Here is a 14,933-nt window from a genome sequence, read left to right as displayed (position 1 = left end):
GTGGTTGTATATTTACCTGAAAATGAGGACAATTGCTGTGGTGAATACGCTTCTGGATGCAGTAAAGTGGGATGAGCATGGTTTGGTTTGTGCAGTAGTGCAGGACAGACATACTTTGCGTGTGCTGATGGTAGCATGGATGAATGCACAGGCTTTGCGCCAGACAGTAACAACGGGCTTTGCTCATTATTATAGCCGTTCGCGTCAACAGCAGTGGAAGAAAGGCGAACAGTCTAGCCATATGCAGAAGGTATATGAACTGCGGCTGGATTGTGATGGTGATGCTGTGGTGTTACTGGTTGAACAGTATGGCGGTATTGCTTGTCATACTGGGCATACCAGTTGTTTTTTTCGGCTTTACCAGAATGGTAACTGGCAAAGTGTCGAGCCGGTTATTAAAGCTGAAAATGAGATATATATGCGTTCTGCTCAGGAGCAGACGCATGATGATTAAAAGGGAACAGGATGACACAAACACCAGAAGCAGCAGATGTGGCCATGGTTTTAACTGAGCTGGCTGATATAATTGATGCCAGGCGAGAGGCGTCACCTCAATCTTCTTATGTTGCGCAGTTATTGCATAGCGGTGAAGATAAAATCCTCAAAAAAGTTATTGAAGAGGCTGGTGAAGTGCTGATGGCATCCAAGGATGGTGACAGACAGCATTTGATTAAGGAAGTGGCTGATGTCTGGTTTCATACTATGGTGTTGCTAACGTATCATCAGATACGGGTTGAAGATGTGTTACAGGAATTGCAGCAGCGACAGCATATTTCTGGTTTGACAGAAAAAGCCAGCCGTAAATCACAGTAATTACAACGTATTTTTAAATGTGCGCTGCTGTGAATAAACAGCCGGCGCATGTTTTTTTTAGGCAGTTGAAGTAAAGGATAATATTATGGGTAGTTTTTCAATTTGGCATTGGGCAGTGGTTTTGCTGATTGTTGTGCTGATTTTCGGTACTAAAAAGTTACGCAATATTGGTAAGGATCTGGGTGGTGCGGTACATGACTTTAAGCAGGGACTGAATGAAAGTGATCGAGAGATCGCGAAAAAGGATGCTGTAATCGATCATAATAATGATGACAATAAAGCGTAGAAGACTTTTATGTTTGGCTTGGGCTTTGGTGAAATTTTACTGATTGCCGTTGTGGCACTGGTGGTACTTGGGCCGGAACGGTTGCCCAAGGTGGCGCGTAGCGCTGGTTTGTGGGTAGGTCGCATTCAGAATTTTATTAATAATGTTAAGACCGAATTGAGCCAACAGGCCGGAGTGGCGGAATTCAGACAGGCACGTGACAGTATAGAAGCAACCGCCCGAACACTTGAGCACGATATCAACTCCAATGTGCGCAGTATCCGAGGCGAAGTAGATGCACTGAAACGCCAGCTGGGCAAAGATGAATCGCATGTGGAGGCAGATAGTATGTCAGTATTATCAGAACCCTTGCCTGATTGTTGCCCACCAGTAGCAGAAGCGCCATTGCTGCATCGGGTTTCATTACGCCGGCAGGCTTTACAACGCCGGCGGGATATGCGACCACGGCGTAGCATAAGCCCAAAATTGCGCGTACGCCGACATTAATGGATAGGTGCTTGTAATGCCGGTTGATGAAAATACTGAATTGACATTGATTGATCACTTGCTGGAATTGCGTCGCCGTCTGATGTGGATTCTGGGTATTATGTTGTTGTGTTTTGCGCTTATGGTGCCTTTTGCGCAGAAAATATATACTTTTGTAGCTGAGCCGTTAATGGCAAATTTACCGGCCGGTCAGCATATGATTGCTACTGAAGTGATTGCGCCATTTTTTGTACCATTAAAAGTTACGTTGATGGCAGCATTTTTGCTAACGTTGCCACATACGTTATATCAAATCTGGGCTTTCGTTGCACCGGGTTTGTACCGACATGAAAAACGCTTGGTTTTGCCGCTGTTAATTGCCAGCATATTATTGTTTGCTCTGGGTATGGCATTTGCCTACTATCTGGTTTTTCCAGTTATATTCCGTTTTCTTACTGGTATTACGCCTGTCGGAGTCAGTATGGCGACCGATATTGATAAATATTTATCCTTTATTCTAGGTATGTTTGTGGCATTTGGCGTAACATTTGAAGTTCCGGTACTGGTGATTCTGCTAAACAGAATTGGGATGGTATCAGTTACACAGTTAACAAAAGCCCGTGCTTATATCGTAGTAGGGGCTTTTGTTGTGGCAGCAGTGGTAACGCCGCCGGATGTTTTGTCGCAAACCATGCTGGCTATTCCCTTGATTTTGCTTTATGAAGTTGGGATTCTGATATGTCGCTGTCTGGGTGGTGACAGGAAAGAGACAGCTTTATCCGTTCATTCGCGGAGACAATAAATTTTTTATTTTGTATACTGAAATAAACAGGCTGCCTGAAAATTTTCAGGCAGCCTGTTTATAAATACTAAGCCAGTTAACGACATTGTTCGTTGGAGAATTATATGAATCAGCCACGAATTGATTCGTGTCCGAATATTTACCGTTCATCCCCCCTAATCTGGTGGCTGGGAATGCTAACCTTGTGCATCGTACCATTTATGTCGAGCTGGCGTGTTGGTACGTTGTCAAGTTTTTATCTGGAAGCAGGAACCTTGTTTTTTGTACTTTGTCTGGCCGGGTTAACCGTGCTGACACGCAAAACACAGTTTTCACTTCCAGCTACCACTATCGGGCTGCTATTGCTTGCTATTCTGTTAGTACTACAGGCACGCATAATGCAACTGCCTTATGCCAGCCAGTCTGACTTGACTGCGTTGGTTTTTATGGTGCTTGCTATACTGGCCTGGGCTGCACGCGACTGGGTGATTCGCATTGGCCAGACTCAGGCAGTGACTATTTTGGCTATGGCGCTGGTGCTGGGGGTATGGTTACAGTCGCTAGTCTGTGTGCTGCAGTTTACTGGTGTGACTGGCTGGTTTCCCGGTATATTGAATGGTCCGGGTAATTATTATATTTATGGGCAGTTGGCACAGCGTAATCATCTTGGGCATTACCTGATGTGGGGTGTGCTGGCTTTATGTTTTTTATGGCAGCAACGGCGTCTGCCTAATTGGCTGGTATGGTCACTATTAATCTGGTTTACTGGAGTAATGGGGCTGATTGGTTCACGTACGATTATTGTGTATGTGCTGGTTATTGGTTTGTCACTATTTTTCTGGCGCTGGCGCGCTGGTGCTGCGGCAAACCGTTTGTTGCTAATGCTAGCCACAGCTATCGGACTGGTATTGCTGTTTCAGTTGATACTAAGCCCTTTATTTGAAATGTTGATGCATATTAATTTTCAGTCTGGTACTGCTCGGCTGGAGCAGGGTGGATTTGCTCAGTCCGGACGCCAAATGGAATGGCATAAAGCATGGCTGATATTCAAAAGCGCTCCTTGGTTTGGTTATGGCTGGGGCAGCTATGCTTATCAGGGTTTTGCCATTACTGATATCTATCCGAGCGGATTTCGCCAGTATGAAAATACAGTGCTGTTTACTCATTGTCATAATCTTGTACTGCAATTACTAGCAGAAACAGGATTGATTGGATTCTTGATTGCTAGTCTCTCTTTTATCTGGGCAATATGGCCACATTTACGTAAAGGATTTAACCCGGCATCCATTGTGCTGATGAGCATGATTCTGGTGTCTTTATGCCACAGTATGTTGGAATATCCGTTATGGTATAGCTATTTTCTTGCTGTATTTGTGCTATTCATCGCATTGACACCGTTATCACAGCATCAGCAGACCCAATTGGGTCTGCCAGCCTCTGTTCGGGCAAACCAGTTCTGGGCTGTGTTGATATTGATATGTATGGGATTGTTGTTGCAGCAAATGTGGTCTTATCAACGTTTTTTAAAGGTGCGTGCTAATCGTGACATGCCACAGGTGGAACAAGTAAGCCGTATGCATGACTTGCGTAAACAGATGTATTTTCTGCGTTATTATGTTGATATGGCGGTTATTGAAAAACTTAATGTTACTAATTCTTCTTTACCTTTATGGGGTAAACAAGCTGCATTGCTCGCTGGCCAATATCGCCCTTACAGCAACACTTTCATGCGTGGACTTTACTTGCAACAGGAACATCAGAATGAGGCTGCACAGCTGTGGTTTAGTCAGGTAAGTCATTATTATCCGGGATTAGTTCCAAGTTTCATAAATGGAATCAGGGAACGACCGCAAGCAGTGGCAGTGATACCACAGTTGCAGCAGGATTGTCTGAAATATCAGCAGCAAAGTGCTCAGAAAATGAATTGTTTATAGGGTTTAAACACATATTTAACATAGTGGTTTTTAATGAAAAAGTGAGCAAAAGCCCTGTTATTGTAAAGATAATTTCAACCCACATGTTAAGATACAAAGTGTAAATAAAGTATATGGGTTTGTAGTAAATACAAACTGTGCACTTCCATTTAGGAGGATGATATGAATCGTGTATTATTAATTGATGACGATAATTTGTTGACTGAACTACTCACTGAGTATCTAACAGCAGAAGGACTGGAAGTAAGTCGTGTCGCTGATGGCGAAGCTGGTGTTAAAGAAATTTTAAGTGGTCAGTATAACGTAGTGGTACTGGATTCCATGATGCCGAAAATGAACGGCCTGGATGTGTTGAAAACTGTACGCGTACAAAGCAAGGTGCCGATCATTATGCTGACAGCCAAAGGTGATGATATTGATCGCATTATTGGTCTGGAAATGGGTGCGGACGATTATGTCCCGAAACCATGTCAGCCACGTGAGTTATTAGCACGCATTAATGCGATTTTACGCCGTACGCACCAGAGTCAAGACAATGACCAAAATGGTATCCCGAACAGTATTGCAGCCAGTGGCGTGGTGCTGTATCCGGCCAAGCGTCAGGTTACTATTGAGGATGAACCTCTTGAGTTGACCAGTACGGAATTTAATTTGCTCGAAGTACTGATGCGTCATGCTGGGCAGGTGGTAAGCAAAGAAACCCTGTCACTCGAAGCATTGGAGCGCAAACTGGCCAAATTCGACCGTAGTATAGACGTTCATATTTCCAGTATCCGGCATAAGCTTGGCAATGCCAGTCTGATTCAGACCGTACGAGGTCTGGGTTATTTGTTTGTTAAAAACTGAACCAGAATACAGGCTGTTGATAAACGGCCTGTTCTACCATATGAAACTGTTTCCCCGTATATTTGCTACGTTTTGTGCAGTGATTGTTTGTGCCATTTTTGTAGCCAGTTCTTCTTTCTGGCTGGTACAAAACACGCTGGCTGAAACCCGGTTCAAACAGCAGCGTAACTTTGAAGAAAACCTGCTCAGCAGTACCATGAATGCATTTCAGGCTCGTGGTGATGCCGGTATACGGGAGCAGTTAAAGGAGTGGGGTAATAGTCCCGGTGGTGAAAATCTGTACGTTATCACTGGTGACAACAAGAACGATATTCTTGGGCGCCCTATTGACCCTGAAGATATTGATAAGGCTCATGAATTTGCCTTGTCACATCCAGATTCAAAACTGGTGCAGATTTCTTATAATTCACTTGGGGAAGAATATCTGTTTATGATTCGTGGTTGGAGTCATGAGCGCACACCTCGTCCGCCAAGTCCATTTTTTATACCCGGTCTGCCTATTGCACCAGTCTGGCATGAGTTTATTATTCTCAGTTTCATTATTGTTGTTGGTCTGCTTACAGCCTATATTCTGGCCAATAATATTACCCAGCCGATCCGTGTTCTGTGGCGAGGTATGGATCGTTTGGCACATGGAAATTTGCAGACTCGGGTATCGCATCAGCTTTCAGAAAGGCGTGATGAACTGTATTCTCTGGCTGTACAGTTCGACAATATGGCCGATAAATTACAAAAGCTGGTTGAAAAAGAACGCCACTTATTGCATCACGTCTCTCATGAAATGCGTTCGCCGCTGGCACGTATGCAGGCCATTATCGGTTTGATTCATGTGCAGCCGCAAAAGCAGGAACAGCACTTGCAGCGTCTAGAAAGTGAGCTTGGGCGCATGGATTTACTGGTAGGTGAACTGCTTACTTTGTCGCGACTAGAAACTTCTGACTTGCCAATTACACTTGAACCGCTACCACTGGTGCCACTAATTAAACAGATTGTCGAAGACAATCAGGCAGTGGCCATGCAACACCAGCAAACCTTATCATGGCAGAGTGATATACCAGAAACTGCAATGGTAAAAGCTAATGAAAGCTATTTGTATCGTGCTTTTGATAATGTGGTACGTAATGCAATTAATTACAGCCCTGAAGGCAGTGAAATCAAAATTCATGTGCATGAAGGGGGTAAGTTGCAATGGCAGGTTGATGTCAGTGATGATGGCCCCGGTGTGGCCGAGAATCAGTTACCGCACATTTTTACTGCCTTTTATCGCGCAGACAGCAGTGCCAATAAACCGGGTACTGGTTTGGGACTGGCTTTAACCAAGCATATTATTGATCGCCACCATGGCAAGATTTATGCAGATAATCAGCAGCCCAAAGGTTTAAGTATGCATTTTTTGTTGCCTAAATTTACGCCGAGCAGAAACAGAAGTCGCCAGAAAGATAAAAGCTAAGTAATATTCAGCAGCCGGATAAAGTGATTGTCTTTATCCGGATTGCCTGTTTAGGCATAAGATTAATGTATCCGTTATTGATACAAAATTGTCTGATTTGATTTACATCTTATCTGTAAATGATTCAGGCTGGCTATAAAAAAGCCCACTAATATAAATTAACACGAAAATACTACACGGCCGGTTAATCAATTTTATTGGTTTAGCTGAAAGTGATCTTGTTAGAGGAACTTAAAACCACAAAATTACCTCTTTATATTTTATTTATGTCATATTTATTTCCTGATGATAATCAGTATGAACCTAGTTAATCTTTTTTAGCGCTAATATATAAAGTGGGAAATCTATTGACTTAACGCGCCTACCTTGTAAAACCAGCAACAATAACGATAATCTTCCCCCGTTGCAATTAATTGACGCAATATCTATTGACGATTATTGCGAGCATATTCAACCTTATCTTTGGGGTACTAAATAAAATGGTGTAGGTTGCTCTCATCAATATCTTTCAAATGTGCCACCGCAGCGGCTTCAAAGCACCAATAGCCCACAACAGAACAAGTGTCTTTAGCGTTCTCCTGCTGTTTTAAATGACTATCATCATAATTGTATCCAGTTTTACGCAGACCATCATACCAACGGCGTAAGTATTCATCTAAAAACTTTAACGTATCTTTGTCGGTTTGCGCATGAATAGCTTTATAAAGAAGATTACGAAAGTTTAGTTCTCGTGGTGTTTTTTCTACAGTAATTGGGTAGTTTGCAATTTTCATTGCAATTAGACTATCTAATGCTTTCTCTCGTTTTTCTTGATCAGAATCGACAGCTTTAACAATGGTTTCAAACCAATCTTGGTGTCTAAATAAAATTGCTAACCACAACAAATTCGATAATGTTTCAGTTTTAAAATATTCCGTTAATATAATAATATTTATCTAATCATCTGAATGGACAAGATTATATTTATCTACATAATCAATAGAGCTATGAATATAGCTTAAAATACATCCTATTCTAGATAATAACCTATTTAATTATAATGTATAGGTTAAACAAAATTATTGATATTATAATTTTATCATAAATTCTGCATAACCATCTTTTTCCTTTTTCATAACGTTATCGACCATACCAATTAGCTTTGTAAGTCTTTCCTGAAAATAATGGTAAAAATCTTCATCTAATAGTTCTGACGGCATTGTTGTTCAAATCCAGTCATTTTAATTTTCTTAATAGATTTTCTATAGTAGGAAATTTAGTTGTCTGCTTTCTGTACTGGTGTATCTGTCTCTGCTACAGGAAGAGAAGCGTGTTGGTCAAACCAATCAGCTACAATCTGATTCACCTCGTCTATGCCGTGTTTTTTTAGACTGGAGAATAGTTGTACAGTGACTTGCTGGCGGGCAAAATATGGTTGGAGTGCTTTTTTAACACTGGCCAATGTTTTAATCTGCTCATTTTTAGATAATTTGTCTGCTTTGGATAACAAAATATGAACAGGGCGATTGGTTACTGCAAAAAAATCCAGCATCTGTTTGTCCAACTCTTTAAGCGGATGGCGGGCATCCATAATCAGAATCAGCCCGATTAGCTGCGCCCTTGTTTGCAGATAATCACCTAGTAGAGTTACCCAGTGCCGGCGTATTGCTTCCGGTACCTGTGCATAACCATAACCGGGTAAATCAACCATGAACCCGCCATTGGTCAGTTCAAAAAAATTGATATGCTGGGTACGGCCGGGCGTTTTGGACACATAGGCCAAACGGGTGTGGTTGGTCAGAGTGTTAATGGCGCTTGATTTACCTGCATTACTGCGACCTACAAAAGCAATTTCAGCGGTTGTTGTAGGCAGATCTTTCAGGTGATTAACGGTAGTATAAAACTGAGCGTGACGAAACAGATTCATGAGTAACTAAAAAAGATAACAAGGTAATAGCATACCATGTTTTTTGTGCATAATCCGAGTTTAGAAAGATAGATTAACAGTGGTTTTGATGTACGGCACTTGATTTTTTATATCATACTGCTAAACTAAAACAAGTTTATTTTAAGGAAACATTCAGATGGAAGACGGGGTCTCGGGCAGTAGTATTGTGCATGTAGACATGTTTTTCTCTGGTTTCAGGCAGCTTTGCTCGTGTAGCAGGCTGCCTGTTTTTGTTTAACGTATAGGAAAAGAAAATGGATTTTAGCTGGTTGGGAGAACCGGCCACATGGGTGGGGCTGATTACCCTAGTGATTCTGGAAATTGTTCTGGGTATAGACAATCTGGTATTTGTGGCGATTCTGGCGAATAAAACCAGTCCGAAGCAGCGCGACCATGCCCGCATAGCCGGCTTAACGTTGGCCGTGCTCATCCGTATTGTGATGCTGGCACTGATGTCTTTTATTATTACTCTAACCAAGCCGTTTGTGCATATTGGTGGTTTTGCCGTTTCAATTAAAGATCTGATTATGTTTGGCGGTGGACTATTTCTGCTTTATAAGGCAACCACTGAATTACATGAGCGTCTGGAAGGCCATACGGCCATGGCCTCGATTACCAATGTGGCTGTATATGCCAGTTTCTGGAGTGTGGTATTGCAGATTGTGGTGCTGGATGCGGTATTCTCACTTGATTCGGTGATTACTGCTGTAGCCATGGTGCAACACATTACAGTAGCCATGTTGGCGGTAATTATTGCTATGGCAATCATGATTTGGGCTAGCGGGCCATTAACCGAGTTTGTAAACCGGCATCCTACAGTGGTGATGCTGTGTCTGGGTTTTTTGCTGATGATTGGGTTCAGCCTGATTGCTGAAGGGTTGCACTTTGCAATACCTAAAGGTTACCTATATGCCGCTATCGCCTTTTCTATCCTGATTGAAATTTTTAACCAGATTTCTACACGTAATAGCCGTCGTAATGACATGATTGGTCGTTCATGGCGGTATCGTACCGCAGACAGTGTATTGGGGATGATGGGATTGCGTGAAAAGGAACTGGCTAAGAATGGCACCCAAGCAGAAGACGATGAGCATTTTGAAGAAAATGAAAAATCCATGATACGTAGTGTGTTGACTCTGGCAGAACGACCGATAATGGGCGTAATGACACCACGCAGCGACATTGAACGACTGGATTTATCGCAACCACGACAACAACAGCACCAGCAATTACAAGATACGCCCTTTTCCCGACTGGTAGTAGTAGGCAAGGCAGGTATTGATGAACCCTTGGGATTTGTTAATAAAAAGGATTTGTTAAACCAACTTTTAAAGGGTGAATCGTTAAATATTCAGGCTGCTTTACGGCAGCCACTAGTCTTACCTGATAGCAGTACCGTGCTTGATGCTATGGAGTTATTCCGTTCACGAAGTGCAGATATTGCTTTGGTCGTGGATGAGTTTGGTGCCGTTCTCGGGCTGGTAAGTATGAAAGATTTAATGGAAACCATTGCCGGTGATTTTCCGGAAGAGTATGAACGCGCAGATGCACCTAGTATTCAGCAAAATGCTGATCACAGTGTTACCGTAGATGGCAGTCTGGAATATGCCATTCTGGCTCAGCATCTGTCTTTGCCGACACTACCGGAAGATGCTGAATATCATACTGTAGCAGGATTAATCATGGAAGAAATGCAGGATATCCCCGATGTCGGCGATACTATTGATTATGTCGGTTATCGTTTTGAAGTATTGAGCAAGGACGGTCATCGTCTGGAACGGGTACGTATCAGCAAAATTGAACTGCCAGAAGCTGAATAACTCGGTACAGACAGGTAGTCATAAAAAAAGCCTACTATTCATAGTAGGCTTTTTACATTTAACAATTTGATTATTTAATCTGGCTGCCAATAACGCCACCCAGTGCAGCGCCACCCAAGGTTGCACCGGTATCTTTTCCCAGCAGATTACCAGCCACACCGCCCACGACAACACCAGCAGCTGTATTGCGCTGAGCTGGTGTCATGTCTGCACAGGCAGAGAGAGATGCAGCTGTTGCGGCTAGTAATACCAATGTTTTCATATTCAGTTTCATGTTAATACCTTTTTCAAGAGTAATAGAATAATTTTGTATCAATTCATATTTGTATTGCTAGAAAACTGTTAATAGCAGACAAAGTATTATTTCCTGATTGATTATATACCTGTAGTGAACCAGTTTAGCAGAAAATTGCATTCAGAACTGCAAAGGTATTCATATCGGTATAATTTTAAGGTAGCTAACAAGTTATTCAGATTCTGTGGCAATATCGGTTATTATCTCGGGTGTCTGATGTGAAGGCTGCTTTTTTTCCTTGTATTTAATGACTGCCCGATCCAGCTTATCCATCAAACAATCAATGGCCGCATACATATCATTATCAACACAATCAATATGGATGTCTTTACCAGAAAGATGTAAGTCAATTTCCGCTTTTTTCTGAACTTTTAATACCGAAAAAGTAACAGTTGCACTGATTACCTGATCCGCATGTCGAATAATACGTTCCAGCTTACTCACGGTGTAATCTTTCAAGGCAGCGGTAACGTCTAGGTTTTGCCCGACAAATTTCAGGTTCATAGCTTAACTCCTTTTTAAGGGTTTTGGGAAAGACAAAATAAATTTTATATAAGCTAACTGAAAATTAATGATTGTTGTATTGTACTTTACGTTGGTGCGCCGGTGGAATTTTCAAGGCCTCACGATATTTTGCTACTGTGCGCCGTGCCAGATTGATGCCCTGTTTCGCCAACTGGCTGACCAGATACGAATCAGAGTAGGGATGTTGTGGGTCTTCTTCGTTAATCATACTTTGCAGTAATGATTTAATAGCTGTCTGGCTGTTACCTGTGCCATCATCTGTGGTGGCTACAGACTGGCTGAAAAAGTAACGCAGAGGAAAAACACCTTGTGAACAAGTCAGGTATTTTTGATTAATTGCACGTGAAATGGTGCTTTCTGCCAGTTGCAGTGCCTGAGCTGTTTCCTTGATTGTTAATGGAGTTAAGGCCAGTGAGCCAAAATTGAAAAAATCCTGTTGCTGCTGCAAAATCCATTCTCCCAGACGCTGTAAAGTGGTTTTTCGCATTTGCAAACTATTAATACAGGTTTGTGCTTCCTGCCATTTGCTTTTGCACATCGCATCCATTTCCGTGTTTTCTTGCTGTAACCACTCCTCTACACCAGCTTCTATTTTCAATTGTGGAAAAGCATCGCGCAGAATACGGATTTGCCAGCAACCGTTGTTATCGGTATACACTTCCAGATCAGGACGTATAGCCAGAATACCATTGCGATCAGGTAAGCCATAACAAGGAAAAGGATTCAGAGTGCCAATCAGTTTGCAGGCTGCTTCAAGAGTAGTGGCAGAAAACTGTGGCAATTTACGGCACAGTTGCTTGAACTGGTGAGTGCTGAGCCACTGACCAAAGTATTCACTAATCAACAGGTGCGCACAGGTATGAATGGCATCACTATTCACGCTTGGTGCAAGTGACAGATTATCCAGTTGCAGTAGCAGCGATTCCTGTAAATCACGTGCACCAACACCCGTTGGTTCGAACTGTTGCAGGATAGCCAGAGCACGAGCCAGCTCCTTTTCATCCAGTCGCCACTCCAGAGGTGCATTTTCTACCAGATCGGTTAAACTACCGTCCAGATAACCCTGTTCATTTAAATTATCAATCAAAAAATAAACCAGAGTTGCCGTAGCATCGTCCAAGTCGTATTCACACACCTGCCGGCGCAGTAATGCATACATATCAGGCTCATCGGCCAGCGTTTCCCAGATATCGCTTTCGCCTTCCATCATGCCATGTTGTGGCGGCTGAACATACTGAGAAAAAATTGTAGCATCCTCAGGCGTATTTTCAACTTCTTCGAGGAAAGGATTATCGGCCAGCCAGCCAGAAACCAGTTCCTGTAGTTCCAGTGTGGATAGCTGCAATACCTGTAATGATTGTTGCAGCTTGGGACTAAGACGTGTAGTAAGATTGAGTTTAAGATGAGTAGAGGTCTTTTGCATACGCACTTAATACTCGAAATGCTCACCCAGATAAACAGCGCGCACCTGTTCATTATTAACCAGTTCTTCTGGTATACCGGAAGCCAGTACACTACCCTGATTAATAATATAAGCGCGATCACAGATACGCAGGGTTTCACGCACATTATGGTCTGTAATCAGTGTGCCGATACCACGCTGTTTCAGGAATGAAATCAGATTTTGAATGTCAATCAGCGCAATCGGATCAACCCCGGCAAAAGGTTCATCCAGCAGAATAAAGCGCGGATTCATTGCCAGTACCCGCGCAATTTCGGCGCGGCGACGTTCACCACCAGACAGAGAAATCGCAGTATTATTGCGTATATGCTCAATATGCAGATCTGCAAGCAGCAGCTCCAGCTGTTCAGCGCGTTTTTCCGGCGGATAACTGATTTCCAGAATAGCATTGATGTTCTGGGCTACCGTCATTTTGCGGAAAATCGATGCCTCTTGTGGCAGATAGCCCAAACCCAAACGGGCACGTTCATAAATCGGACGATGAGTGATGTCCTGACCATCCAATGTTATACGACCACCATCGGCAGCAATCAGCCCCACAATCATATAGAAGCTAGTGGTTTTACCGGCACCATTCGGGCCAAGTAAACCGATTACCTCACCACTATTTACTTCCAAAGCAACATCATTGACTACCTGACGCTGTTTAAAACTTTTTTGCAGGCCGCTGACACATAGCTGGCTTTGCGGCACAGTAGACGTTACATTCATGAGCCTAGCCTATTTCTTTTTCTGTTGTGGTTGGATAATGACATGTACCCGCCCTTTGGGTGAACTTTTAACCGTATAAACTTCAGTATTGGTGTTGTAAACAATTACAGCGCCGCGCGCCATATCGCCGCCGCGGTTTACCTGAGCATTACCAGTAATGGTAACAATGCCACTCTGGCTTTCATAATGCACATTATCGCCCTGACCAAATACCATGCCGTCTTTTTCCAGTTGCTGGCCAAACGTAGCCGGTTTGCCATCAGCAATAATAGTCTGGTTACCGGTATTATCCTTATGCGCAGTCACACGGGCAGCATTCATATACATAGAACCCTGCCGCATTTTAACATTACCAGTAAACACCGTTGTCTGATTCTGTTTGTCCAGAGAGCCCTGATCAGCCTCAATCTGAATTGGTTGCTGCCGGTCACTTTCCAGTGCCCAGACATCCATGCTGCCTGCGAGTAGCAGCATAGCCGCTAAAACTTTACCACTAGTGCGAATGCGGATCATAAATAATAGCCTTTACACGCGCGGGTAAATTCAGAAAACCGCGCTGTTTGTCATATTCAAAACCTTGCGATGTACCATGCGACATCCCATACTGGTATGTGACCGGCGCATCGGTTTTAATTACCTGAGTTTGTGTATCTACATGTAAAACACTGGTTTGCAGCTGGCCTTCCGGCTCATCGCCTACCGATTTCTTGTGCCACACTACCTGCCCAAGCAAATCCACCTGCCGGCTGTCAGTATAATACTGGCCGGTACTGGCCTTAATACGATACAGTTCAGCGCCGTTTTTATACAAACTCATATCAGGATTATCAATATAAATAACAGTCTGCTGCGGAAACTGCCGTGCAGCAGTTGCATGGATCGTTTCACTTAACTGCCCATGCTCATCAAAGCGTTCGCCGTTAATCGTACTAATCTCATACTTTGGTTCTTTCGGATTCAGCGGAATTTCCACCATTTTCACTTCAGTAATGCGATCAAGCCAGAAGCTGATACCACCAAGTGCCACTGCCAGAATCAGCGGGAAAACCCAGTTACTGCGGCTGCGTAACACACTCATGCCAGATACTCCGCCATTTCAGCAGCCAGAAATCCTTGTGCATCCAGTAACAAATCACATACTTCACGTACCGCACCGGCACCACCTTGCGCCCGAGTAACATAATCAGCATACTGTAATACCAGCGCATGCGCATTCGGTACGGCTATCGCCAGCCCGCAATGTCTCATCACCGGTAAATCCACCACATCATCACCGATATAAGCACATTGCTGTTCACCTAATTCCAGTTGCTGGAGCAGTTGCTGATAACAACTGCGCTTATCCGTAATACCTTTAAAGTAATGCTGAATACCGAGCTGCTGAACACGAATTCCAACAGAGGGCGCATCACGTCCGGTAATAATTGCCGTCTGGATACCGTGCCGGTGTAGCATTTTCAGCCCATGCCCGTCCAACGTATGGAATGCCTTGATTTCCTCGCCATTATCACGGATAAAGATACGGCCATCAGTCAGCACACCGTCTACATCCATAATAAACAGCTTGATTTGCTGTGCAGCCTGCAAGAGTGCAGTAGCAGACATCATTGCATTCATC

18 protein-coding genes are annotated in these 14,933 nt (G+C 43.3%); 9 read left to right on the top strand and 9 right to left on the bottom strand.

The genetic code is table 11. The annotated features are described in order from the left end of the window. Positions 1–37 precede the first annotated feature (37 nt). The 8 genes from hisI to J6578_RS05090 all read left to right on the top strand — a co-directional run bounded on the left by hisI (position 38) and on the right by J6578_RS05090 (position 6,575). Positions 38–454 carry a phosphoribosyl-AMP cyclohydrolase gene (gene hisI / locus J6578_RS05125; RefSeq protein WP_287954034.1) on the top strand — a complete coding sequence of 139 codons (417 nt, stop codon included), beginning with the start codon at positions 38–40 and terminating at the stop codon, positions 452–454. A gap of 44 nt (positions 455–498) precedes the next feature. Next, positions 499–813 (top strand): phosphoribosyl-ATP diphosphatase, encoded by a 315-nt coding sequence (locus tag J6578_RS05120; RefSeq protein WP_502957989.1) that lies wholly within the window; start codon positions 499–501, stop codon positions 811–813. 85 nt (positions 814–898) lie between these two features. After that, positions 899–1,099, top strand: coding sequence for a Sec-independent protein translocase subunit TatA (gene tatA, locus J6578_RS05115; protein ID WP_093091263.1), 201 nt, complete (start codon positions 899–901; stop codon positions 1,097–1,099). A gap of 9 nt (positions 1,100–1,108) precedes the next feature. Further along, positions 1,109–1,585: a Sec-independent protein translocase protein TatB gene (gene tatB, locus J6578_RS05110; protein ID WP_287954032.1), complete on the top strand. Its 477-nt coding sequence runs from the start codon at positions 1,109–1,111 to the stop codon at positions 1,583–1,585. 16 nt (positions 1,586–1,601) lie between these two features. Beyond that, entirely contained in the window at positions 1,602–2,366 is a 765-nt protein-coding gene (gene tatC, locus J6578_RS05105) for a twin-arginine translocase subunit TatC (RefSeq protein WP_093091259.1), read from the top strand. Positions 2,367–2,470: 104 nt separating this feature from the next. Further along, entirely contained in the window at positions 2,471–4,279 is a 1,809-nt protein-coding gene (locus J6578_RS05100; RefSeq protein ID WP_239363414.1) for a PglL family O-oligosaccharyltransferase, read from the top strand. A 162-nt stretch (positions 4,280–4,441) separates the two neighbouring features. Continuing rightward, positions 4,442–5,125, top strand: a complete 684-nt coding sequence (locus J6578_RS05095; protein WP_037404941.1) for a response regulator transcription factor — start codon at positions 4,442–4,444, stop codon at positions 5,123–5,125. Between the two features lie 40 nt (positions 5,126–5,165). Beyond that, positions 5,166–6,575, top strand: a complete 1,410-nt coding sequence (locus tag J6578_RS05090; RefSeq protein WP_239363411.1) for a sensor histidine kinase — start codon at positions 5,166–5,168, stop codon at positions 6,573–6,575. 470 nt (positions 6,576–7,045) lie between these two features. Here the strand turns inward: J6578_RS05090 and J6578_RS05085 are convergent, their stop codons facing one another. Both J6578_RS05085 and yihA read right to left on the bottom strand, forming a co-directional pair. Continuing rightward, entirely contained in the window at positions 7,046–7,459 is a 414-nt protein-coding gene (locus tag J6578_RS05085) for a PoNe immunity protein domain-containing protein (RefSeq protein ID WP_239363408.1), read from the bottom strand. A 371-nt stretch (positions 7,460–7,830) separates the two neighbouring features. Then, positions 7,831–8,481 carry a ribosome biogenesis GTP-binding protein YihA/YsxC gene (gene yihA, locus J6578_RS05080; RefSeq protein ID WP_100149793.1) on the bottom strand — a complete coding sequence of 217 codons (651 nt, stop codon included), beginning with the start codon at positions 8,479–8,481 and terminating at the stop codon, positions 7,831–7,833. A 275-nt stretch (positions 8,482–8,756) separates the two neighbouring features. On the opposite strand from yihA, the gene J6578_RS05075 reads away from it, so the two are divergent. After that, complete coding sequence (locus tag J6578_RS05075; protein WP_287954031.1) at positions 8,757–10,322, top strand: TerC family protein; 1,566 nt, start codon at positions 8,757–8,759, stop codon at positions 10,320–10,322. 70 nt (positions 10,323–10,392) lie between these two features. Here the strand turns inward: J6578_RS05075 and J6578_RS05070 are convergent, their stop codons facing one another. The 7 genes from J6578_RS05070 to kdsC form a co-directional block, all read right to left on the bottom strand. Next, complete coding sequence (locus J6578_RS05070) at positions 10,393–10,596, bottom strand: YMGG-like glycine zipper-containing protein (protein WP_093091247.1); 204 nt, start codon at positions 10,594–10,596, stop codon at positions 10,393–10,395. Between the two features lie 192 nt (positions 10,597–10,788). Beyond that, complete coding sequence (gene hpf, locus J6578_RS05065) at positions 10,789–11,121, bottom strand: ribosome hibernation-promoting factor, HPF/YfiA family (protein WP_093091245.1); 333 nt, start codon at positions 11,119–11,121, stop codon at positions 10,789–10,791. Positions 11,122–11,185: 64 nt separating this feature from the next. Next, positions 11,186–12,565 carry an RNA polymerase factor sigma-54 gene (rpoN, locus tag J6578_RS05060; protein ID WP_287954030.1) on the bottom strand — a complete coding sequence of 460 codons (1,380 nt, stop codon included), beginning with the start codon at positions 12,563–12,565 and terminating at the stop codon, positions 11,186–11,188. A gap of 6 nt (positions 12,566–12,571) precedes the next feature. After that, positions 12,572–13,315, bottom strand: a complete 744-nt coding sequence (gene lptB, locus J6578_RS05055; protein ID WP_239352307.1) for an LPS export ABC transporter ATP-binding protein — start codon at positions 13,313–13,315, stop codon at positions 12,572–12,574. Between the two features lie 9 nt (positions 13,316–13,324). Further along, a complete protein-coding gene (gene lptA, locus J6578_RS05050; protein ID WP_093091239.1) occupies positions 13,325–13,828 on the bottom strand; it encodes a lipopolysaccharide transport periplasmic protein LptA in 504 nt (167 codons plus the stop codon). Further along, positions 13,809–14,393 (bottom strand): LPS export ABC transporter periplasmic protein LptC, encoded by a 585-nt coding sequence (gene lptC / locus J6578_RS05045; protein WP_037404951.1) that lies wholly within the window; start codon positions 14,391–14,393, stop codon positions 13,809–13,811. Before lptC ends, lptA begins: the two co-directional genes overlap by 20 nt. Further along, entirely contained in the window at positions 14,390–14,923 is a 534-nt protein-coding gene (kdsC, locus tag J6578_RS05040; protein ID WP_093091358.1) for a 3-deoxy-manno-octulosonate-8-phosphatase KdsC, read from the bottom strand. The genes lptC and kdsC overlap by 4 nt, the downstream gene beginning before the upstream one ends. Positions 14,924–14,933 lie beyond the last annotated feature (10 nt).

It is taken from the genome of Snodgrassella sp. (assembly GCF_024103505.1).
Lineage (GTDB): Bacteria > Pseudomonadota > Gammaproteobacteria > Burkholderiales > Neisseriaceae > Snodgrassella > Snodgrassella communis.
The sequence above is the reverse complement of the archived record's forward strand: the minus strand, read 5'-3'. Positions and strand labels throughout refer to the sequence as shown.